The 17,463-nt window shown below is 63.0% G+C and carries 21 protein-coding genes and 1 riboswitch; of the genes, 9 read left to right on the top strand and 12 right to left on the bottom strand.

Features of this window, described 5'->3' with window-relative positions:
* Positions 1-71 precede the first annotated feature (71 nt).
* The 3 genes from rpmB to WBQ96_RS26905 form a co-directional block, all read right to left on the bottom strand.
* On the bottom strand, positions 72-365 hold the full coding sequence (rpmB, locus tag WBQ96_RS26915) for a 50S ribosomal protein L28 (protein ID WP_091909895.1): 294 nt from the start codon (positions 363-365) through the stop codon (positions 72-74).
* 124 nt (positions 366-489) lie between these two features.
* The gene (locus tag WBQ96_RS26910) at positions 490-933 is read right to left on the bottom strand and encodes a DUF1284 domain-containing protein (RefSeq protein ID WP_336555813.1); all 444 of its coding nucleotides are present in this window, start codon (positions 931-933) and stop codon (positions 490-492) included.
* Between the two features lie 9 nt (positions 934-942).
* Positions 943-1,530, bottom strand: a complete 588-nt coding sequence (locus tag WBQ96_RS26905; protein ID WP_336555814.1) for a biotin transporter BioY — start codon at positions 1,528-1,530, stop codon at positions 943-945.
* 223 nt (positions 1,531-1,753) lie between these two features.
* Between WBQ96_RS26905 and WBQ96_RS26900 the strand changes: the two genes are divergently transcribed.
* Genes WBQ96_RS26900 through WBQ96_RS26890 form a run of 3 tightly spaced genes read left to right on the top strand, consistent with a single transcriptional unit; the run spans position 1,754 to position 4,119 of the window.
* Complete coding sequence (locus WBQ96_RS26900; protein WP_165118778.1) at positions 1,754-2,536, top strand: DUF3108 domain-containing protein; 783 nt, start codon at positions 1,754-1,756, stop codon at positions 2,534-2,536.
* A gap of 24 nt (positions 2,537-2,560) precedes the next feature.
* Positions 2,561-3,448, top strand: a complete 888-nt coding sequence (gene yddG, locus WBQ96_RS26895) for an aromatic amino acid exporter YddG (RefSeq protein WP_336555817.1) — start codon at positions 2,561-2,563, stop codon at positions 3,446-3,448.
* Complete coding sequence (locus WBQ96_RS26890) at positions 3,445-4,119, top strand: lysoplasmalogenase (RefSeq protein ID WP_336555819.1); 675 nt, start codon at positions 3,445-3,447, stop codon at positions 4,117-4,119. The genes yddG and WBQ96_RS26890 overlap by 4 nt, the downstream gene beginning before the upstream one ends.
* 164 nt (positions 4,120-4,283) lie before the next feature.
* Here the strand turns inward: WBQ96_RS26890 and WBQ96_RS26885 are convergent, their stop codons facing one another.
* Positions 4,284-4,718: a cupin domain-containing protein gene (locus WBQ96_RS26885; RefSeq protein WP_165118784.1), complete on the bottom strand. Its 435-nt coding sequence runs from the start codon at positions 4,716-4,718 to the stop codon at positions 4,284-4,286.
* A gap of 2 nt (positions 4,719-4,720) precedes the next feature.
* Positions 4,721-5,488 (bottom strand): hydroxyacylglutathione hydrolase, encoded by a 768-nt coding sequence (gloB, locus tag WBQ96_RS26880; protein WP_336555823.1) that lies wholly within the window; start codon positions 5,486-5,488, stop codon positions 4,721-4,723.
* A 105-nt stretch (positions 5,489-5,593) separates the two neighbouring features.
* Here gloB and WBQ96_RS26875 point away from each other — a divergent pair, with 105 nt between their 5' ends.
* Complete coding sequence (locus WBQ96_RS26875; RefSeq protein ID WP_336555825.1) at positions 5,594-6,364, top strand: class I SAM-dependent methyltransferase; 771 nt, start codon at positions 5,594-5,596, stop codon at positions 6,362-6,364.
* Here the strand turns inward: WBQ96_RS26875 and WBQ96_RS26870 are convergent.
* A complete protein-coding gene (locus WBQ96_RS26870; protein ID WP_336555827.1) occupies positions 6,348-7,631 on the bottom strand; it encodes an MFS transporter in 1,284 nt (427 codons plus the stop codon). The two genes, WBQ96_RS26875 and WBQ96_RS26870, sit on opposite strands and share 17 nt — an antisense overlap.
* A gap of 72 nt (positions 7,632-7,703) precedes the next feature.
* On the opposite strand from WBQ96_RS26870, the gene WBQ96_RS26865 reads away from it, so the two are divergent.
* The gene (locus WBQ96_RS26865; protein ID WP_336555829.1) at positions 7,704-8,330 is read left to right on the top strand and encodes a TetR/AcrR family transcriptional regulator; all 627 of its coding nucleotides are present in this window, start codon (positions 7,704-7,706) and stop codon (positions 8,328-8,330) included.
* A 10-nt stretch (positions 8,331-8,340) separates the two neighbouring features.
* On the opposite strand, the gene WBQ96_RS26860 is transcribed toward WBQ96_RS26865, so the two are convergent.
* The 4 genes from WBQ96_RS26860 to metA form a co-directional block, all read right to left on the bottom strand.
* Entirely contained in the window at positions 8,341-9,546 is a 1,206-nt protein-coding gene (locus WBQ96_RS26860; RefSeq protein WP_442920907.1) for an AI-2E family transporter, read from the bottom strand.
* Positions 9,547-9,767: 221 nt separating this feature from the next.
* Positions 9,768-10,259: a type II toxin-antitoxin system YhaV family toxin gene (locus tag WBQ96_RS26855; protein WP_336555883.1), complete on the bottom strand. Its 492-nt coding sequence runs from the start codon at positions 10,257-10,259 to the stop codon at positions 9,768-9,770.
* A 3-nt stretch (positions 10,260-10,262) separates the two neighbouring features.
* Complete coding sequence (locus tag WBQ96_RS26850) at positions 10,263-10,589, bottom strand: type II toxin-antitoxin system PrlF family antitoxin (RefSeq protein WP_336555831.1); 327 nt, start codon at positions 10,587-10,589, stop codon at positions 10,263-10,265.
* An 88-nt stretch (positions 10,590-10,677) separates the two neighbouring features.
* Positions 10,678-11,616 (bottom strand): homoserine O-acetyltransferase MetA, encoded by a 939-nt coding sequence (gene metA, locus WBQ96_RS26845; protein ID WP_336555833.1) that lies wholly within the window; start codon positions 11,614-11,616, stop codon positions 10,678-10,680.
* Positions 11,617-11,671: 55 nt separating this feature from the next.
* Positions 11,672-11,750, bottom strand: a riboswitch (SAM riboswitch).
* A 119-nt stretch (positions 11,751-11,869) separates the two neighbouring features.
* Between metA and hisC the strand changes: the two genes are divergently transcribed.
* Both hisC and WBQ96_RS26835 read left to right on the top strand, forming a co-directional pair.
* Positions 11,870-12,982 carry a histidinol-phosphate transaminase gene (hisC, locus tag WBQ96_RS26840; RefSeq protein WP_336555835.1) on the top strand — a complete coding sequence of 371 codons (1,113 nt, stop codon included), beginning with the start codon at positions 11,870-11,872 and terminating at the stop codon, positions 12,980-12,982.
* Between the two features lie 4 nt (positions 12,983-12,986).
* Positions 12,987-13,922 (top strand): prephenate/arogenate dehydrogenase family protein, encoded by a 936-nt coding sequence (locus WBQ96_RS26835; RefSeq protein WP_336555837.1) that lies wholly within the window; start codon positions 12,987-12,989, stop codon positions 13,920-13,922.
* A gap of 12 nt (positions 13,923-13,934) precedes the next feature.
* Here the strand turns inward: WBQ96_RS26835 and WBQ96_RS26830 are convergent, their stop codons facing one another.
* Entirely contained in the window at positions 13,935-14,921 is a 987-nt protein-coding gene (locus WBQ96_RS26830; RefSeq protein WP_336555838.1) for a DUF2125 domain-containing protein, read from the bottom strand.
* A gap of 117 nt (positions 14,922-15,038) precedes the next feature.
* On the opposite strand from WBQ96_RS26830, the gene WBQ96_RS26825 reads away from it, so the two are divergent.
* Both WBQ96_RS26825 and WBQ96_RS26820 read left to right on the top strand, forming a co-directional pair.
* Positions 15,039-15,557 carry a gamma-glutamylcyclotransferase gene (locus WBQ96_RS26825; RefSeq protein ID WP_336555840.1) on the top strand — a complete coding sequence of 173 codons (519 nt, stop codon included), beginning with the start codon at positions 15,039-15,041 and terminating at the stop codon, positions 15,555-15,557.
* Between the two features lie 128 nt (positions 15,558-15,685).
* Positions 15,686-16,633: an aldo/keto reductase gene (locus WBQ96_RS26820; RefSeq protein WP_336555842.1), complete on the top strand. Its 948-nt coding sequence runs from the start codon at positions 15,686-15,688 to the stop codon at positions 16,631-16,633.
* On the opposite strand, the gene WBQ96_RS26815 is transcribed toward WBQ96_RS26820, so the two are convergent.
* Entirely contained in the window at positions 16,630-17,418 is a 789-nt protein-coding gene (locus tag WBQ96_RS26815) for a lysophospholipid acyltransferase family protein (protein WP_336555844.1), read from the bottom strand. The two genes, WBQ96_RS26820 and WBQ96_RS26815, sit on opposite strands and share 4 nt — an antisense overlap.
* Between the last annotated feature and the right edge of the window lie 45 nt (positions 17,419-17,463).

The raw sequence follows: 17,463 nt of genomic DNA, 5'->3' as shown, positions 1-17,463 counted from the left end.
GTTATGGAACCAGTAGAGCATGGCAGGCCATGCTCTCGGGAAGGCGGTTGTCCCCCGCCTTAATTCCGGATTCAGGCGGCTACTTCAGCCGTCTTCTTGGCGATCTGCTTCTTCAGGAGACGAGCGCGCTGCGACAGCTCGGCAACGTCAGCCTTGGCAAGGAAAGCGTCGAGGCCGCCGCGATGTTCGACCGAACGAAGCGCGTTGGCCGAAATGCGCAGACGCACGTTCTGGCTCAGGGCTTCCGAGATCAGCGTCACCTTGACGAGATTCGGCAGGAACTTGCGCCGGGTCTTGTTGTTGGCGTGGCTCACATTGTTGCCGGACATAACGGCCTTGCCGGTCAGTTCACATGCGCGGGACATTTTACTTACCTTCGATTCTAGAACGGGCCATATGATCGCGACGCACCAAAAAGCGGATGGGCGCAGTCTTATCAAGCGGCCGCATGGAAAAGTTGGCGTTCCATAGTGGCATTTGACGGAGGCGTCAAGAGTGGTGCGCGCCTGGATCGAGCGCAAGGCGTGTGTTCGCGTAGCCTTTGCCGGCTATTCCCGTGCACAGGTCGAACCATTCGCAGCCGCCGCAGGCCTGCCGCACCGTTCCGGCCCGAAAGGCGCTGCGCATCTGCGACAGCCGGTCGGCGTCGAGGGTAAAGACCTCTCCAGGGCGAACCGTATTGCCGGTAAGCGCTTCGACCGCTGCTGCTGCGCGTCCATCGCGCTCGATCACGCTGTCGCGCCGGCAATGCGCGTCCTTGTCGCCCAGCAGCGGCTGGCAGATGTCGTCAGGCCCGGCGACGAGGAGCATGTCCTCGCCCTTGCCGAGCCTTTCGACGATCCGGTTGTAATTGGCCGTAAACGCCGCGCTATAGCCCTTGCCGGCATAGGTAAGCATGCAAAGGAGATGGTGCGCGCGGATGCGGACAGTCATGGCCGTGGATCAGGCTTTCTGCTTGGCGCGGCGCGTTGCCTCGACGCTTGCTGTGGCGAGCGCGGACTTGACGATCGCGCCGATGATAAAGGGCGTCACGCCATAGGTGATGGCATCGCTGACGCCGATCATCGCTGCGAGAACTGCTCCGCCGATGGCGAGGATCAGCGCATTGCCGATGAGCATGGCGATCACGCTGGTAACGAGATTGCCGTTGGTCCAGCCGCGTTCGGCCAGGTAGCCGACAAGGGCTGCGGCGATCGGGAAGGCAAAGAGATAACCCGCCGTCGGGCCGGCGAAGTGAACGAGGCCGCCGCCACCGCCGGCCAGCACGGGCAGGCCGAGCATGCCCTCGCCAAGCCATGCAACCACGGTGATTGCACCGAGACGCCAGCCATAGAGCGCGCCGATGAGCGTCACTGCAAAGGTCTGCATGGTCATCGGCACCGGCAACATCGGCACTTCGATCCACGACGATGCGGCAAGGAACAGCGTACCCAAAAACACGGCGGCGGCCTGCAAGGCGAGCGGGCGATCGGTCAGCCGCAGCGGCACGAAAGCGCCGTGGATGGTCGCGGCGGAAGAGGGATTGGTCATGAATGTTTCTCCGGTTCTGGCGGCCTTGTGGCGCCGGCGGCTTCATTTGGCGCGGCAGGTATTCCACAAGCCTATGGTGCCGTGCAACATGGAGCCGTACCAAATCTGGCGTCCGGCCTCGGGGTACTCGACCATGTGGTTCACACAATCGCCGGATTTTCCGGCTTGAAGTCCTTTCGGGGACGTCGCATCGAATCCGATCCGAAAGGGCAAAGGGCCACTGATGGCAGGCATTTTTTACGCAATTCCGATCGTTCTCGCGCTTGCTGGCCTGTCGATCGGCGATGCCGCCGCGCAAGCCTTCCGCAGCGAATACACGGTTTCCCTGCTCGGCTTCACCATTGCGCGCTCCAGCTTCGACAGCAGTTTTCAGGGCGACAAGTTTTCCGTGCGCGGTTCCGTTGCGAGTGCCGGCCTTGCCCAGATATTCGACAGCACCAAGGGCACGATATCGTCCTCGGGCCGCTTCGCCGGCAACGACCCCCGGCCTGCGGCCTATGTCACGAACTACACGTCCGGCCGCAAGAAACAGAAGACCCAGATCAGCTTTGCCGGCGGCGATGTCGCCAAGACGGTCAACGTTCCGCCGCTCAAGAAGCGCGGCAAGGAATGGGTTCCCGTCGGCCCTGCTGACCTTCGCGATGTCACCGACCCGATCTCGGCGACCCTGGTGCGCGCCGATCGCATCAAGGATGTGTGCCGCCGCACGGTGAAGATGTTCGACGGCGAAATGCGCGTCAATCTGGTGCTCGACTACGTATCGACCGATCCGGTGACGCTGCCGGGCTACAGCGGCGACGCCGTGACATGCAGCGCGCGTTTCGTGCCTGTTGCCGGCTACAAGAAGGACCACAAGTCGATCGCCTATCTCAGGAACAGCAGCAAGATCGCGGTGATGTTTGCACCGGTCGGCACAACCGGGATATATGCACCCGTCTACGCCACGGTCGGCACGCAGATCGGCACGATCACCATCCGGGCGAAGAAGTTCGAGGCAGTCGATTAAGGGGTGACGGCCCCTGGGGGATAAATGGGGCGCGCAACACTTATCGGCTTTTCGGCGGTTGCCATGTGGGCGCTGCTGGCACTTCTCACCGACGCCTCGGGGCAGGTGCCGCCGTTCCTGCTTTCGGCGATAACTTTTTCCATCGGCACGGCTGTCGGCCTTGTGGCGCGCCTGTTCATGACAGCGCCCGCCCAGCCGGTCAAAATCCCGCCGCAGGTATGGGTCATCGGCATTGCCGGCCTGTTCGGCTACCATTTCTTCTATTTCACCGCCCTGCGCAACGCGCCGGCAGTCGAGGCGAGCCTGATCGCCTATCTCTGGCCGCTGCTGATCGTGCTCGGCTCGGCGCTGATGCCGGGCGAGAAACTGCGCTGGAATCACATTGCCGGCGCGCTGCTCGGCCTTGCCGGCACGGTCCTCATCGTCACCAAGGGCGGTGCGCTGGATTTCGACAGCCGCTATGCCTTCGGTTACGCCATGGCAGCCGTCTGCGCCTTCCTGTGGTCGGGCTATTCGCTGTTGTCGCGGCGCTTTCCGGCGGTGCCGACCAGCATCGTGACATGGTTCTGCGCGGCCACCGCCATTCTCTCCTTCGCCTGCCATCTGGTGCTTGAGGAAACCGTGCTGCCGGCCACCACGGGTCAGTGGCTGGCGGTCGTCGGTCTCGGCCTGATGCCGGTGGGTGCGGCCTTCTACGCCTGGGATCACGGCGTCAAGCGCGGCAACATCCAGGTTCTGGGCGCGGCAAGCTATGCAGCGCCGCTGCTTTCCACACTGGTGCTGATCGTTGCCGGTTTCGCGCAGCCGTCGCTCAACATCATCGCAGCCTGCGCGCTGATCACCGGCGGCGCGGTGCTGGCGGCCAAGTCGCTGCTGTTCGGCAAGTCTCAAGCGGCGAGGGCGCAGGCATGATGCCCTTTCCCGGCGGTATCGAAGCGACGGCCAACGGCACGCTGTTCTTCTCGGCCATGTCGGCGCTCGTCTATTGCATGATGCTCGACGCCCCGCCGGCGATCCGGCGCACGGGCGTCAAGACGGCAGCGGTCGCGCTTCTGGCGCTGCTCGCTTTCCAGCAAGGTGGGCCGTTCCTGCTCGTCGGCGCCCTGGCGCTGAGTGCTGTCGGCGACGCCTTTCTGTCGCGCGATGGCGACAAGGCATTTCTCGGCGGGCTCTGCGCCTTTCTTGCCGGGCATCTGCTTTACATCGTCCTGTTCGTCGTTTCCGGCAGTACGATCGCAGCGTTTCTGTCGTCGCCGTTGCGCATCGCAGGCGCTCTGGCAATGGCCGTCTTCGCCTTCGGCATGCTCAAGACGCTATGGCCACGCGTCGATGCGGGCCTGCGGCTGCCGATCGCGGTCTATGTCCTGGCGATCCTCGCAATGGGCGTCACGTCGCTGACGCTGGACTATTCCTGGGCGATTGCGGGTGCCGTGCTGTTCATGGCCTCCGATGCGCTGCTGGCCACGGAAAAATTCCTGCTGCCCGCAGGCTCGCCGCGCGGCGTCTGGATGCGCTATGCCGTCTGGGTGCTTTACTATGCAGGGCAGGCGCTGATTACGCTCGGGTTTCTGCTAGGGCGGTAGGCGCTTTATCCTTTTTTGGTTGGCGCTGCCCCTCACCCTTACAGGGACGGGGAGAGGGGGGCGTCAGCGTTGGAGCTTCCTCCTTCTCCCCGTCACTATACGGGGAGAAGGTCCCGGCAGGGGGATGAGGGGCAGCGTCAGTGATAGTTAACTATCTGAAACGCTTATATTTCCGCAGCGCTAGGCTCCCAGCCCTTATCCGCCAGCTCGAACTGTGCGAATTCGAACCCCGGCGCCACGGTGCAGCTGACAAGCGTCCAGTCGCCGAGGCTTTGCGCCGTCTGCCACCAGCCAGCGGGCACGACATGCTGCGGACGTTCGCCGACAAGCAGATCCGGCCCGAGTCGATGCTCGCTCACGCCGGCACCTTCCTGATGCATGCGCAGCGTCAACGGTGCCCCGGCATGATAGTGCCAGACCTCGACCGCATCCCGGACCCGGTGCCAGGCCGAAACGTCGCCCTTTTCGAGCAGGAAATAGATCGCGGTCGAATGGCCGCGCGGATTGTGCGCTGTCGCGTCGCGAAAGGTCTCGGCATACCAGCCGCCTTCCGGGTGACGCTTCATGCCGAGCGTCGCGATGATCGACGCAGCATCCATCGTCAGAACACGTCCTTGCGCTTGCGGATCTCGGCGAAGACTTCGACGTCGGAAGCCTTTTCCATGCCGAGGTTCTTGCGGATCGCCGGGTCGTGCCAGCGCAGGAAGGGATTGGTCGCCAGTTCCTCGCCGATCGTCGTCGGCAGCGTCGGCTTGTCTGCCGCGCGCAGCTTTTCGATCTTGGCTGCACGCTCCTTCAAGGCGGAGTTGGTCGGGTCGACCGAGAGCGCGAAGCGGGCATTAGCCAGCGTGTATTCGTGGCCGCAATAGACCTTGGTTTCCGGCGGCAGGGCAGCAAGCTTCTTCAGCGATTCGAACATTGCCGCTGCCGGCTTCTCGAAGAGCCGTCCGCAGCCCAGCGCAAACAGCGTGTCGGCGGTGAACACCACCTTGGCGTCCGGAAAATAATAGCAGACATGTCCCGCCGTATGCCCGGGCGTCTCGATGACATGGACCTGCTGGCTGCCAAAAGTGAAGACAGAGCCGTCTTCCACCGTCTCGTCGATGCCGGGAATTTTCGCCGCTTCCGCCTCCGGCCCGATAATGCGCAGTCCGAATCGTTCCTTCAGCACCAGATTGGCCTCGACATGGTCGCCATGATGATGCGTGGTCAGGATTACATTCGGCGTCCAGCCGGTGCGCCGCACCGCAGCCAGGATAGGCGCCTCTTCCGGTGCGTCGATGAGCGCGGTCTGCCCGGTTTCGCCGTCATGCACCAAGACGCCGAAATTGTCGCTCCGGCACATGAATTGTTCGATCCTCAGCGTCATCGGCAGTCTCCTTGGTTTCGCGGCGACGATAGGGCGCGGCCTTGTCGCTGTCACCCGGCAAATGCCTTTGTTGTGCTTGCGCGGTTAGGCCGTTACCGTTCCGCCATGAATTCGGACATCGTCGACCTTCGTTCCTTCTACAGCACCACGCTCGGCCGCATTGCCGAGCAGGCGATCGGCATGGCGCTGGCCTCGGTCTGGGCGGGCATTCCCAATGAGCGGCTGGTCGGGCTCGGCTATGCGCTGCCATGGCTCGACCGGTTCGGCAGCGATGCCGAGCGGGTCTTTGCCTTCATGCCGGCGACACAGGGGGCGGTGAACTGGCCGCCGTCGCGACCGTCTTCCACCGCACTGGTGTTCGATGAGGAACTGCCGCTGGTCGATTCGTCGATCGATCGCATGCTGCTGGTTCATTCGCTGGAGCATGCGGAAAATCCGCGCGAAACGCTAAAGGAGGTCTGGCGCGTGCTGTCGCCCGCCGGCCGCGTGGTCATCGTCGTGCCCAACCGGCGCGGCGTGTGGGCGCGCTTCGAGCACACGCCCTTCGGCACGGGCCGTCCGTTCTCGCGGGGCCAGCTCAACGAGCTCTTGCGCGATGCCAATTTCACGCCCTCGGCCTGGTCGGAGGCGCTCATGTTTCCGCCCTCGCGCCGCCGCTTCATGCTGCGCTTCCATAACATACTCGAGCGCTCGGGCCGGCGCTTCTGGCCGATCTTTTCCGGCGTCATCGTGGTGGAGGCACAGAAGCGCCTCTACCAGGGCGTGCCTGTCGCCCAGCGCGCCTCGCGCCGCGTTTTCATGCCGGTGCTGACGCCACAGGGTGCAGGGCGTCATGCGCGGGAAGGCATTGGTTCTGACCCTAAGCCGGCTGCATGACTTCTCTGCCCCGCGTTTCCGCCGGGTCGATGAGCAGCGAGAGCGCGGCGGCTCCGATTGCTGTCATGCCGGCGATCTGGAAGGCGAGCACGTAGTCGCCCTGCATCTCGCGCAGTGCGCCGCCGAAGAAGGCAGCCGTTGCCGCGCCGACCTGGTGGCCGGCGACGATCCAGCCGAACACCAGCGGGCCGGAACGGTCGCCGAAGGATTCATTGGCGAGGCGCAGCGTCGGCGGCACGGTGGCGATCCAGTCGAGGCCGTAGAGGATGGCGAAGATCGTTAGGCTGAGGCCCGAGAAGCCGGAGTAGGGCAGGTAGATCAGCGATAGTCCGCGAATACCGTAATAGACGCCGAGCAGTTTGCGCGGGTCGAAGCGGTCGGTGAGCCAGCCCGACAGCGTCGTGCCGATCAGGTCGAACACGCCCATCAGCGCCAGCAGGCCGGCCGCACGAACCTCGGGAATGCCCATGTCGCCGCAAAACGCGATGAGATGCGTGCCGACGAGGCCGTTGGTGGTGAAGCCGCAGATGAAGAAGGTGGCGAAGAGATACCAGAACACGCGGGTGCGGGCCGCGCGCCGCAACGTATCCAGCGTCGAAAGCAGGAAATTGCCTTGGGCGGCGGGCGCGTCCTGCTCGTTGTCGCCTTCCGCGCCGTAGCGCGTCAGGCCGATCGAGGAGGGCCGCTCGGGCACCAGGAAATAAACCAGCGGCAGGAGGGCGGCGGTCGCGATCGAGACCGTAATCACCACCGGTCGCCAGCCGCCATACTGGGCAAGGGCTGCCAATGCCGGCAGGAACACCAGCATGCCGGTGGCGCTCGAAGCCGACATCAGGCCCATCATCAGGCCGCGATTGGTCTTGAACCAGCGGTTGACGATGGTGGCGCCGAGAACCGAAGCGACCGCGCCGGAGCCGATACCGGAAAAGATGCCCCAGGTGGCGATCAGGTGCCAGGGCTCGGTCATGAACAGGCTGAGCGCGGTGGAGGCCGACATCAGCGCGATCGATGCCATCACGGTGCGGCGCAGGCCGACCCGGTCCATCAGGGCGGCCGCAAAAGGGCCGGCGAGACCGTAGAGGAAGATGCCGATCGCCGCGGCCAGCGAAATCGCGTCGCGCCGCCAGCCGAAGGCGTTCTCCAGCGGCAGCATCAGCACGCTGGGTGCCGAGCGCATGCCGGCTGCGATCAGCAGGGAAAGGAAGATGACCGCGACGACGACGAAGGCGTAGCGCTGGCCAAACGGACGGTTCTGTATTATGTTCATGTTACTGACCGGTACGTGTTATGGAGTGCATAAGTACGTACCGGTCAGTAACAAAGTCAAGAGAGTTCTTTTATGCCCACCAAAAAAGCCGCCACGCAACTGCCAGAAGCTGCCAAATCAGATGAGGCGACGCCACCGCTGCGCGCTGCCGATCGCATATTGGGTGTGGCCCGAAACCTGTTCTATCGCGAGGGCATCCGCGCCATCGGCGTAGACGAGATCGTGCGTCAGGCCGGCGTCACTAAACCGAGCCTTTACCGCAGCTTTCCGTCGAAGGACGAGCTCGCCGCGTCCTATCTGCGCGCCTATGAGGCCGAGTTCTGGGAGCGCTTCGACGAGGCGGTGGCGGCTCACCCGAGCGATCCGCGCGCACAGATCAAGGCGTTTCTCACCCGCGTCGGCAAGCGGGCGGTGACGCAGGATTATCGCGGCTGCGGCATGACCAATGCGGCGGTCGAATATCCCGAGCATGACAATCCGGCCCGCCAGGTGGGCGAAAACAACAAGCGCGAACTGCGCCGCCGCCTGCGCGCCATGGCTGCCGAAATGGGTGCCGAGGACGCCGATACGCTGGGCGACGGCCTGTTGCTGTTGCTCGAAGGCGCTTACGTTTCGGGCCAGCTTTTCGGGCCCGGCGGTCCGGCAGCGTCCGTTGCAGTTAACGCCGATAGGCTGATTTCGGCGAGTATAAAGGGATAGGCTTCAGGCTCTATTCCGAACCGACCAGCCGTCGCGGTTCACGTTCGGGCAGAAGCTCGCCGGATATCTGCGCTATATTTTCCGCGGGGCGCGTATCCGCCTGCTCAACCTCGCGCAGCCATTCGCGCCAGATCGCAACCAGCAGCGCCATCAGCACCGGGCCGATGAACAGGCCGAGGAAACCCATGGTCTTCACGCCGCCGATCAGGCCGAAGAAGGTCGGCAGGAAGGGCAGCTTGATCGGCCCGCCGACGAGTTTCGGCCGCAGCGTCTTGTCGACGATGAAGAGTTCGATGGAGCCCCAGGCAAACAGGCTGACGCCGGCGATGGGCGAGCCGCTCGCCACCAGATAGGCCGAGACCAAAGTGAACGACAGCGGCGCCCCGCCCGGTATCAGAGCCATGACGCCGGTCAATACGCCGAGCGTCACCGGAGACGGTACGCCGGCGATCCAGTAGGCGACGCCCAATACGATGCCTTCGCCAATGGCGATCAGGGTCATGCCGGTCACGGTCGAGCTGATGGTTGCCGGCACCACGCCGGAAATCCGCTCCCAGCGTGTCGGCAATATGCGCTCGCCGAGGCGGCCGATCTGGGCGGCGAAACTCTCGCCGTCGCGATAGACGAAGAACAAGGCGATCAGCATGAAAAGCAGCGTCAAAAGCAGGTTGAACGCGCCGCCGCCGGCAGCCAGAACGCCGCGATAGATGCTGCCGATATTGGCGCCGCTGATGATCTGGATGAGTTCGCCGATGGCGCCGGGATGGCCGATATAGCGGGTCCATTGCTGGTCGAACCATTCGCCGGCGATGGGCAGGGCGACTATCCAGGCCGGTGTCGGGGCGCCGTGCTTGTTGGTCTCGACGGCCCAGCCGAACCATTCCCGCACCTCGTTGACGGTGTAGGTTCCGGCCAGCACGATCGGCACGACAAGGAAGGTGATGATGAACAGGATCGCCAACGTGGCGGCGACCGTCCTGTTGCCAGAAACGGCGTCGAGAAGCCTGCGGTAGAGCGGCCAGCTCGCAAAGGCGATCACCAGGGCCGCCAGAACCGGCACCAGGAAACCGTTGAAGAAATAGATGCCGGCGGCGACGATCAGCACCAGCAGCCAGCGCGCCGCCGTCAGCGGCGGGATCAACGGAATGCGCGAGGGCGTGGAAAGGCCAAGCAGGCGTGGTTCCCGTCTGGACGTTCCGTATTCCGGGTCGCTCAAAAGCTTCTTCTCCTGCGGCAATGGCGCATCTTCATCTTCGTAACCCTTTTGGGTGGAGAGCACCAAGCGTTTTCGCGCGGGCGTCGGCATTTGCCAATTGCGCCTTCGCGATTCGCTGATGTCAGTGAGACTGTAGCCAGAGAATCGTACGGCGTTGTGACAAACGCTGTTTTGCGATGCGGGGCAAAGATCGCGAACGGCTGGCAAAGCCGTATTTCAGATTATTCGGCCTTGCTCTGGGCTGCAACAAAGCGTTCCTGTGCCTTCTCAGCGGTTGCCGCTTTCAGCAGGCCAGCCCAGTTATCGGGTGGATTGCCGTCGTCAAGCATATCTTTGAACACCGCATACGCGTCCGTCTTTGAACCGTAGGTTCTAAGCGTGGTTTCGTCGTTGACCCAAGCAAAGATGATGACCTTCGCTTCACTGTTGTAACGGAAGAAGAGGCGAAATCGCTGGCCACCGAACTTCGCCCGAAACCAATGCTTGCGATTGTCACCCAGCGTCCCGCCTTGCCGATAAATCGCGCGCGTTGGATCGGCTGGAATCGTCTTGAATACGAGATCCGCTAAAGCCGCAAGCAGCTTGGCGTTAGCGGTCTTCTGGTAGTTTTTTGGGTCCTTGGCTTTTGCTCGTTCCACGGCGGAAACGAGCTTCTCAAGCTGATCGAGGAACAGAGGATGCGCAAGAATGCTCCAGCCATTGACTGTCAGCATCATCTAGAGGTCGACTTCGCCATCGATCGGGGACTCGAGGTCAACCGTCATGCCCTTGGTCAAGCCGGCGACCCGGTCAGCCAAGGCGGGCGCAAGGCCCACGATCGCCTGCGGATTTCTCTCTATGTCTCTGGCGAGAAAGGCAAGGAAGCTGTCGATTGCCGGATCGGATTCCTCCGTATCCGCGCGCTGTACCGATACGCCCCGCTCGTCGACACTGAAAACGATCTGGCCGCCATAGTCGACGCCAAGCACCTGACGAACGGATTTCGGCACCGTGGTCTGGCCTTTTGCCGTGATTGTACTGACTTCCTTGAACAGAGCGGTCATGGATACCTCCGATGCTCGCAATGTAATGAAAAATCCTTACTCTATCAAGGGCGATTGTTATAGCGCCCCCGGCGGTGAGGTGCTGCGATCATGACATGTCGTTGTGCGAGGCCTCTCCCACATCGTCCAGGCTGAACGCCGTCGTCTGATAGACCTGGTTGATCCAGTTGCCGAAGAGCAGGTGGGCGTGAGAGCGCCAGCGATTGAGCGGCGGGCGGGCTGGGTCGTTGTCGGGGTAATAGCCGTGCGGCACCTCGATCGGCGTGCCGGAAGCCACGTCGCGGTCGTATTCGTCCTTGAGCGAGGTGGAATCGTACTCAATGTGATTGAACATATAGAGCCGGTTGCCTGTCGCTTCCGCCAGCAGGCAGGGGCCGGTCACGTCCGATTCCATCAGCAGGTCGAGGCCTGAATCCGCTTTTATGTCGGCGCTGCGAACTTCCGTCCAACGTGAAACGGGAATGGCGAAATCATCCGAAAAGCCTGCAAGATAGGGCGAGGCGGGCGCATGGTTGCGATGGCGGAAGACGCCGAAGGCCTTCTTGTCGAGCGTATACTTTGGAACCTTATGGAAATGCCAGGCGGCAGCCATCGCTCCCCAGCAGATGAAGAAGGAGGAATGGACGTTGGTCGCCGTCCAGTCGAGGATGCGCTCCAGTTCGTTCCAATAAGTGACATCCTCGAAGTCCAGCAGCTCGATCGGCGCGCCGGTGATGATGAACCCGTCGAACTTGCGGTGCCGGACTTCCTCCCAGGTCTGGTAGAAGGAAATGAGATGGTCTTCGGACGTGTTCTTCGCCTTGTGATTGCCGATGCGCACCAGCGTCAGCTCCACCTGAAGGGGAGTGGCGCCGATCAGCCGCGCGAACTGCGTTTCCGTGCGGATCTTGTTGGGCATGAGGTTCAGAAGGGCGATCTGCAGCGGGCGGATGTCCTGGCGCAGCGCTGTGCGCTCGTCCATTACGGACACGCCTTCGCGTACAAGTACCTCGTGGGCGGGGAGCTGATCGGGAATCTTGATCGGCATCGCACTAACTCCAAAACAAAAAAGACCGGCGGCGAAATCGCTACCGGTCCGAACGAATTTGTCGTTATCGGTCCCTTTAGCGACTTATTTAACGTGGCTGCAAGCCGACCGGCCAAATCACCACGGAACGTGGCAGTCTTTTACGACTGCGCTAGGGCCGCGTCAACGGGCAAGCTTTTTCTCGACAAGCGCGCGGGCGGCTTGTATTTCGCTTGCGTCTTGAAATTCCCCGAAAAACCGGACACTTCCCGCCATGACGCAAGCCGACGATACCAGCCGCCCCCAGCCGAAGCCCGGCGTCATGGACATTGCGGCCTATGTGCCCGGCAAGAGCGCTGCTCCGGCGGGCGTCACCACGGTCTACAAGCTGTCGTCCAACGAGAACCCGCTCGGCGCCTCGCCGGCAGCGATCGAGGCGGTGCGCGAGGTTGCCGGCAAGCTCGAATTCTACCCTGATGGCTCGTCGACGAAGCTGCGCCAGGCCATTGCCGAGGCGCACGGACTGAACCCGGCCAACATCGTCTGCTCCAACGGTTCCGACGAGATCATCGGCCTGCTTGCCCAGACCTATCTCCAGCCGGGCGACGAGGGCGTCTACACCGAGCACGGTTTTCTCGTCTACCAGAACTACATCAAGGCCGCCGGTGGCGTGCCGGTGATCGCGAAGGAGACGGATGAGCGCGCCGATGTCGACGCTATCCTCGCCGCCGTGACGCCGAAGACGAAGGTCGTGTTTCTCGCCAACCCGAACAACCCGACCGGCACATACGTCCCGTTCGATGAGGTACGCCGCCTGCATGCGGCCCTGCCGAAGAACGTGCTTCTGGTGCTCGATGCAGCCTATGCCGAATATGTCCGCCGCAACGACTACGAGGCGGGCGTCGAACTGGTGGCCGGCGCGCAGAACGTTGTCATGACGCGCACCTTCTCCAAAATCCACGGCCTCGGCGGCGCGCGCATTGGCTGGGTTTATGCGCCCACGCATGTCATCGAGGCCATGGAACGCATGCGCGGACCTTTCAACGTCAACGCCGTAGCCATCGCCGCCGGCGTAGCGGCGATGGGCGACCGCGCCCATGTCGAGCGCACGGTGGCGCACAACGAGAAGTGGCTCGGCTGGCTGAGCGAAGAGCTCTCCGGGCTCGGCCTGCGTGTCACGCCTAGCGTCGGCAATTTCATCCTGATCCACTTCCCGGACGATGCCAAGCATTCGGCAGCGGCGGCGGACGATTATCTGAGTGCGCGGGGCTATATCCTGCGGCGCGTTGCCGGCTACGGTTTTCCCAACGCGCTGCGGATGACAGTCGGAACCGAAGACGCCAATCGCGGCGTAGTCGCCGCACTCACCGAGTTCCTGAAAAGTTGAAGAAATGTCCGAACCCCTGTTTGAAAAGATAGCCCTTGTCGGCATCGGCCTCATCGGCTCGTCGCTGGCGCGCGTCATCCGCCGCGAAGGCCTCGCCCGTCACGTTTCCATCGCCACCCGCAGCCCTGCCACGCTTGCCCGTGCCGAGGAACTGAAGCTCGGCGACAGCTACACCACCAGCGCTGCCGAGGCAGTGAAGGATGCCGATCTCGTCATCGTCTCGGTGCCGGTCGGCTCCTCCGGCGCGGTCGCTGCCGAGATCGCACCCGCGCTGAAGGCCGGCGCCATCGTCACCGATGTCGGCTCGACCAAAGGCTCGGTGATTGCGCAGATGGCCCCGCATATGCCGGCCAATGTGCATTTCATTCCCGGCCATCCGCTGGCGGGTACGGAAAAGTCCGGGCCCGATGCCGGCTTTGCCGACCTGTTCGAAAACCGCTGGTGCATCTTCACGCCGCTGCCGGGCACCGACCCGCAAGCGCTCGAAAAGCTGTCGGAATTCTGGCGGCGCTGCGGCTCCAACATCGACACGATGGACCCCGAGCATCACGACATGGTGCTGGCCATCGTCTCGCACCTGCCGCACATCATCGCCTACAACATCGTCGGCACGGCCGATGATCTCGAGGCGGTCACCAAGTCGGAGGTCATCAAGTATTCGGCGTCAGGTTTTCGCGATTTCACCCGCCTTGCCGCCTCGGACCCGACCATGTGGCGCGACGTGTGCCTGCACAACAAGGACGCGATCCTCGAAATGCTGGCGCGGTTCTCGGAAGACCTGGCATCGCTGCAGCGGGCGATACGCTGGGGCGACGGCGAAAAGCTGTTCGAAATGTTCACCCGCACGCGTGCGGTGCGCCGTTCGATCATCGATGCCGGACAGGAAATCGACGCGCCCGACTTCGGCCGCCAGGCGATCGAGCACCCGGCCAAAACGTGAAGTCGCGCCGCGCTACTTCAGCGGCGGGACATTGCCGAGCTTGATGAAGCCGAGCGATGCCTTGCCCTTGCTGATCTTCAGAGGCAGGGACGGGGCGTTGCCGAGCATGGAAAGAGCGGCAAAACCCTGCTGAATCTGCTCGCTCTTTTCCGGGATGGCCTCGCTGAGCGCCATCGCCAGTCCCTGCGGGTCGCGGACGGTGAGCTTGAACTGCGCGTCCAGAAGCCCGTCCTGGCCTACCGAGAAGGGTCCGCTCAACGACAGGCCCGCCGTTTCGCTGGTGGAGAGGTCGAGCGTGCGGATCGTGCCGGACTGGCCGCGCATCGACTGGGTCTTCTGGGCGATAAGCATCACGCCGTTCTTTACGGTCAGATCGGTGTCGCCTGAGAGCAGAGGCAGCGTTCTGCCCTCGACCAGCGAGGAATCCAGCGCCAATCCGGCGAAGCTGCCGGCAAGGTCGAGATCCTGGCCGTTCGGGCGCACATGGCCTTCGAACGTATCGGCGGCGAGCAGGGGCGCGCCGGCATCGGTCGCCGCCTTCAGCATCTTGCCTTCCACCGACACGCGTTCCGGCAAAGGCTGGGCCAGACGCACGCTGGCGCGCAGATTGTCCCAGGTCAGCGCAAGCGGCTGGCTCTGGGGCACATCGATGCGGGCAGGGCTGTCGATTTCAGCGATCAGGTGGGTCGGATCGTAGATCTGGCCCGCCGAGCGGAAGTTGCCCGCCGAAACGCTGACGCCACGGCCGGCATCTTCGAAGGCGACACGATCGCAGAAAAGGCCGAGGCGGAAAGGATAGCCGCGCGCGACCGGGTTGGTGCATTCGGCGACCACGCCGTCGCGGTTCAGCGAGGCGATCTCGGCCTTGGCCTTGGTCTCGACCTTGCCGGCCAGATAGAACCAGCCGACGCTGTAGCCGCCGAACAGGAGCACGACGAAGGCCGCCAGCCAGAGGATGCGGCGGTTGTAGTTCGGCTTCGGGCGGTCGGTCATGCTCATGTGCGGCTCAATTCTGTTCATGGACCCGTCTATAGACGCAAAACAGGTGCCGCGCTTCGCATTCATGTTCTACCTTGATGCGACACGGGACGTTCTGCGCGGAGTTGGCTTGGCGATATGGGCGATTTTTGGGTTTTTGGCTATGGTTCGTTGATCTGGCGACCGGGTTTTGCACATACCGAGACAAGGCGGGCCCATCTCTATGGCTATCGCCGCTCGCTCTGCGTGCTTTCTTTCGTTCATCGCGGCACGCCTCAGCGTCCCGGACTGGTGCTTGGGCTCGACCGCGGCGGCTCCTGTGTCGGGCTGGCGTTTCGCGTGCCGGGCGAATTACGCGACGAAGTGATTGCCTATCTGCGCGAGCGCGAGCTGGTCACGAATGTCTATCTCGAACGCACGCAAACCGTACGCCTGGAGGGTGGCGAAAGGGTCGAAGCGGTCTGCTACGTCGTCGACCGCGCGCATGAACAATATGCCGGCAATCTCGATGAAGCCGAGGCGGCGAGGATCGTCCTGGGAGCGGTCGGCCAGTCGGGCGCGAACGAGGACTACGTCTTGAGCACGCTGGAGCATCTGGAAGCCCTCGGCATCCGGGATCACTGGCTGGAGGATGTCGGGCGCCGGCTGGCCGTTTGACCGGCATGCTCGCATTTATGTGAGGACCAAAAGCATCGTCGGGGTTTGAACCTGGCTTCTGCAAGGTTTAGCTTTCTGAGATGGCGGTGCGGTTCTCGCGCAGGCCCGAAAATCACGGAGTACCGATCTTGCAGAAACGTCGCCTTGGTCGCACGGACCTCTCAATCGCGCCGCTGGTCTTCGGCGGCAACGTCTTCGGCTGGACCGCCGACGAAAAAACCTCCTTCGATTTGCTCGACCGTTTCACGGATGCCGGGTTGAACACCATCGATACCGCCGATGTCTATTCGCGCTGGGTGCCCGGCAATTCGGGAGGCGACTCCGAAACGATCATCGGCAAGTGGATGAAGGCGCGGGGCAACCGCGACAAGGTGGTCGTGATCACCAAGGTCGGCGCGGATATGGGACAGGGCAAGCGCGATCTCTCGGCTGGCTATATCGAGAAGGCCGTGGATGCATCGCTGAAGCGGCTCCAGACCGACGTCATCGACCTCTATCTTTCGCACTGGCCCGACGATGCGACGCCCTATGAGGAGACGCTCGGTGCATACCAGAAGCTGATCGCTGCCGGAAAAGTCCGGCATGTCGGCGCTTCGAACCTCGACGCCAGGCAACTTGGCGAGGCGCTGAAAGTCTCGCAGGAAAAGAACCTGCCGCGCTACGACGTGCTCCAGCCGGAATACAATCTCTACGACCGCCCGAGCTACGATGGCGCGTTGCGCGACCTCTGCATGGCCGAGGACATCGGCGTCATCACCTATTACAGCCTCGCCAGCGGCTTTCTCTCCGGCAAGTACCGCAGCGAAGCCGATCTCGCCAAAAGCGCGCGTGGCGAAGGCGTGAAGAAATATCTCGACGCGCGAGGGCTAGGCATCCTTGCTGTACTCGATGCGGTTTCAGCCCGCCAATCAGCCACGCCGGCCGAGGTGGCCCTGGCCTGGATCATCGCCCGTCCGGGCGTCACCGCGCCAATCGCCAGCGCAACTTCGGTGGCCCAGGTCGACAGCCTGATCAAGTCGGTGTCGTTGAAGCTTGATCAGGCCGATATTGCGGAACTGGAAGCCGCCAGCGCCTAAACCTCGACGCCCAGCTCCTTCAGCCGCTTCACTGCCGTCGGCGGCAGCGCCGGCGGGTTGGGCGAGGTCGCGGCCTCGATCAGATACTGGTCGCAGGCCGCTTCCGTTTCGCTGATCAGGCGGCGCATGAATTCTTCCTTGCTCAATCCCGGCGGGATCGGCGGCAGGTATCGCGCCTTTATCGTGCCGGGATAGCGCATGAACTTGCGGCGCGGCCAGTAAAGCCCCGCCACATGCGCCACCGGCACGACCGGCACGCCAAGCTGGTTGTAGAGTTCGACGATGCCCCATTTATAGGCCGGCTCGTCGCCTGGCGCGCGGCGCGTGCCTTCCGGATAGATGATGAGCTGGCGCGGGTTGCGTGCCATTTCCGCCTTGGTGTCGGCAACGACGGCCTTCAGCGCCTTGGAGCGGCTGCCGCGATTGACCGGGATCATCCGCATCTTGAGGATGTACCAGCCGAAAAACGGTATCCAGGTCAGCTCACGCTTGAGGATATAGAGCCCGTCGGGAATGTCCGGCAGGAAGGCAATGGCGTCCCAGAAGGACTGGTGCTTGGGCGCCAGTATGTAGGAGCCCTGCGGCAGGTTTTCCTGCCCGGTGATCTCGCTTTTCGTGCCGGCGACCTTGTCCTGCAGCCACAGGCTGGTGCGGCTCCAGAATTTCGGCACGAACCAGGCGCGGTGGCGCGACGACAGGAAATAATAGGGCGTCCAGAAAATCATCTGGACGATCAGATTGGCGTAGAAGAGGACGTTGAACGCCAGCGAGCGGATCGGGACCATGGGGAGACCTGAGAAGGATGTCAGCGCTGGTTACACCAACTGCCC

Source organism: Mesorhizobium sp. CCNWLY176 (assembly GCF_037153935.1).
Taxonomy (GTDB): domain Bacteria; phylum Pseudomonadota; class Alphaproteobacteria; order Rhizobiales; family Rhizobiaceae; genus Mesorhizobium_M; species Mesorhizobium_M zhangyense.
Note: the sequence above shows the minus strand (reverse complement) of the source record. Positions and strands in the feature narration are given on the sequence as shown.

What these genes read in the sequence shown, in the direction of transcription:
- WBQ96_RS26850 (WP_336555831.1), bottom strand. Translation starts at nt 10,589, where the DNA reads ATGACCGCTCTGTTCAAGGAAGTCAGTACAATCACGGCAAAAGGCCAG.
- WBQ96_RS26870 (WP_336555827.1), bottom strand. Translation starts at nt 7,631, where the DNA reads ATGAACATAATACAGAACCGTCCGTTTGGCCAGCGCTACGCCTTCGTC.
- yddG (WP_336555817.1), top strand. Translation starts at nt 2,561, where the DNA reads ATGGGGCGCGCAACACTTATCGGCTTTTCGGCGGTTGCCATGTGGGCG.
- WBQ96_RS26830 (WP_336555838.1), bottom strand. Translation starts at nt 14,921, where the DNA reads ATGAGCATGACCGACCGCCCGAAGCCGAACTACAACCGCCGCATCCTC.
- WBQ96_RS26900 (WP_165118778.1), top strand. Translation starts at nt 1,754, where the DNA reads ATGGCAGGCATTTTTTACGCAATTCCGATCGTTCTCGCGCTTGCTGGC.
- hisC (WP_336555835.1), top strand. Translation starts at nt 11,870, where the DNA reads ATGACGCAAGCCGACGATACCAGCCGCCCCCAGCCGAAGCCCGGCGTC.
- WBQ96_RS26825 (WP_336555840.1), top strand. Translation starts at nt 15,039, where the DNA reads ATGGGCGATTTTTGGGTTTTTGGCTATGGTTCGTTGATCTGGCGACCG.
- metA (WP_336555833.1), bottom strand. Translation starts at nt 11,616, where the DNA reads ATGCCGATCAAGATTCCCGATCAGCTCCCCGCCCACGAGGTACTTGTA.
- rpmB (WP_091909895.1), bottom strand. Translation starts at nt 365, where the DNA reads ATGTCCCGCGCATGTGAACTGACCGGCAAGGCCGTTATGTCCGGCAAC.
- WBQ96_RS26885 (WP_165118784.1), bottom strand. Translation starts at nt 4,718, where the DNA reads ATGGATGCTGCGTCGATCATCGCGACGCTCGGCATGAAGCGTCACCCG.
- WBQ96_RS26890 (WP_336555819.1), top strand. Translation starts at nt 3,445, where the DNA reads ATGATGCCCTTTCCCGGCGGTATCGAAGCGACGGCCAACGGCACGCTG.
- WBQ96_RS26910 (WP_336555813.1), bottom strand. Translation starts at nt 933, where the DNA reads ATGACTGTCCGCATCCGCGCGCACCATCTCCTTTGCATGCTTACCTAT.
- gloB (WP_336555823.1), bottom strand. Translation starts at nt 5,488, where the DNA reads ATGACGCTGAGGATCGAACAATTCATGTGCCGGAGCGACAATTTCGGC.
- WBQ96_RS26875 (WP_336555825.1), top strand. Translation starts at nt 5,594, where the DNA reads ATGAATTCGGACATCGTCGACCTTCGTTCCTTCTACAGCACCACGCTC.
- WBQ96_RS26865 (WP_336555829.1), top strand. Translation starts at nt 7,704, where the DNA reads ATGCCCACCAAAAAAGCCGCCACGCAACTGCCAGAAGCTGCCAAATCA.
- WBQ96_RS26835 (WP_336555837.1), top strand. Translation starts at nt 12,987, where the DNA reads ATGTCCGAACCCCTGTTTGAAAAGATAGCCCTTGTCGGCATCGGCCTC.
- WBQ96_RS26905 (WP_336555814.1), bottom strand. Translation starts at nt 1,530, where the DNA reads ATGACCAATCCCTCTTCCGCCGCGACCATCCACGGCGCTTTCGTGCCG.
- WBQ96_RS26815 (WP_336555844.1), bottom strand. Translation starts at nt 17,418, where the DNA reads ATGGTCCCGATCCGCTCGCTGGCGTTCAACGTCCTCTTCTACGCCAAT.
- WBQ96_RS26855 (WP_336555883.1), bottom strand. Translation starts at nt 10,259, where the DNA reads ATGCTGACAGTCAATGGCTGGAGCATTCTTGCGCATCCTCTGTTCCTC.